We start from the raw sequence: 1534 nt of genomic DNA, 5'->3' as shown, positions 1-1534 counted from the left end.
GTGAAGTCCATCGTCTTGAGAATGAGGGGAAGATAGATTTGGTGATGATCGAAGCACAGGTGGGTGAGTATGTGGGTGAAGATGACATTGTTCGTATAGAAGAAGATGATTTTAAAAGAATGTAGACTTGAAATTATTACATAAATATGACATCTAAATACTATAATCCCTTTTCGATATAATATCTTCAACTTACTTTACAGGATTCCCTTTGATCAAAAAATGTTTATTTCCCGCAGCAGGCTATGGTACACGTTTTCTACCTGCGACAAAAGCTACTCCAAAAGAGATGTTACCTGTTTTAACCAAACCACTGATCCAATATGGTGTAGAGGAAGCTCTTGAAGCAGGACTTCATACTATGGCGATTGTCACAGGGCGGGGGAAAAGGGCCATTGAAGATCATTTTGATATCTCCTTTGAACTTGAACACCAGATCTTTGGTACCAATAAAGAGCATCTTCTTACTGAGATCCGTTCCGTTATTGATCAATGTACCTTCTCCTATACTAGACAAGTAGAGATGAAGGGATTGGGGCATGCTATCCTTACAGGTGAAACGCTTATCGGGAATGAACCATTTGCTGTTATTTTGGCAGATGACCTATGTACCAATGAAAACGATGGCGTACTGAAGCAGATGATAGAAGTCTATGAAAAGTACGGATGTTCTGTTGTAGCTATCGAAGAAGTCCCTATGGAAGAAACAAATAAGTATGGTGTTATCGCAGGGAAATTGGTTGATAATAGTGATGATATTTACCGTGTTACTGATATGGTAGAAAAGCCAGATCCAAAAGATGCTCCTACCAATATGGCTATCATAGGACGCTACATCCTCACACCGGATATCTTTGACATACTAAGAGAAACAAAGCCAGGTAAAGGTGGAGAGGTCCAAATCACTGATGCACTACTTGAACAGGCGAAGCAGGGTAGGGTCATTGCATACAAATTTAAAGGTACGCGTTTTGACTGTGGTTCGATAGACGGCTTCGTTAAAGCAACTAATTATTTTTATCAAAACCTGGCGTAAAATATATCTTCTTCAAAAGAGCAAGGGGGCTATAAACGTCCTTTGTTCACTTTTTTGTAAGGTCTAATGAATAACCTCATACAAATATGACATTAATATGACATTTAAATACTATAATTCCATGAAAATAGTTTTCGAGACGGAATAAAAGTGATATAAGTATGTTGTCTTGATCTTCATGACATTAGATTGTTACTCCCCTTTCGATATAATATTGTCAATTTATTATCAGGATTTTTTATGACTTACAAGATAGCAGTGATTGGACTTGGTTACGTTGGTTTACCTTTGGCACATGCATTTTCGGAGAAATACGATGTAGTTGGTTTTGATATCGCACAGTGGCGTATCGATGAGCTTAACTCTGGTGTGGACCGTACACTTGAGCTGAGTGATACACAGGTCAAGGAAGCATTGGCTCATGGTATGAAGTTTACTAAGGACCTCGAAGAGATAGCTGATTGCAATGTGTATATCGTGACTGTTCCTACACCTATC

General features: G+C 38.6%; 3 protein-coding genes. All 3 read left to right on the top strand.

Annotated features, from left to right (window positions below; genetic code table 11):
- Window positions 1–125 (top strand): hypothetical protein (locus ABYK33_RS15775; protein WP_373034271.1); only part of this gene is annotated, 125 nt, incomplete at its 5' end.
- A gap of 86 nt (window positions 126–211) precedes the next feature.
- Entirely contained in the window at window positions 212–1036 is an 825-nt protein-coding gene (gene galU, locus ABYK33_RS15770) for a UTP--glucose-1-phosphate uridylyltransferase GalU (protein ID WP_373034269.1), read from the top strand.
- A 240-nt stretch (window positions 1037–1276) separates the two neighbouring features.
- Window positions 1277–1534, top strand: a 258-nt coding sequence (locus ABYK33_RS15765) for a 3-hydroxyacyl-CoA dehydrogenase NAD-binding domain-containing protein (protein ID WP_373034268.1), incomplete at its 3' end; no start/stop codon positions are given.

Origin of the sequence: Sulfurovum sp. (assembly GCF_041562805.1) — a bacterium.
Taxonomy (GTDB): Bacteria; Campylobacterota; Campylobacteria; order Campylobacterales; family Sulfurovaceae; genus Sulfurovum.
The sequence above is the reverse complement of the archived record's forward strand: the minus strand, read 5'-3'. Positions and strand labels throughout refer to the sequence as shown.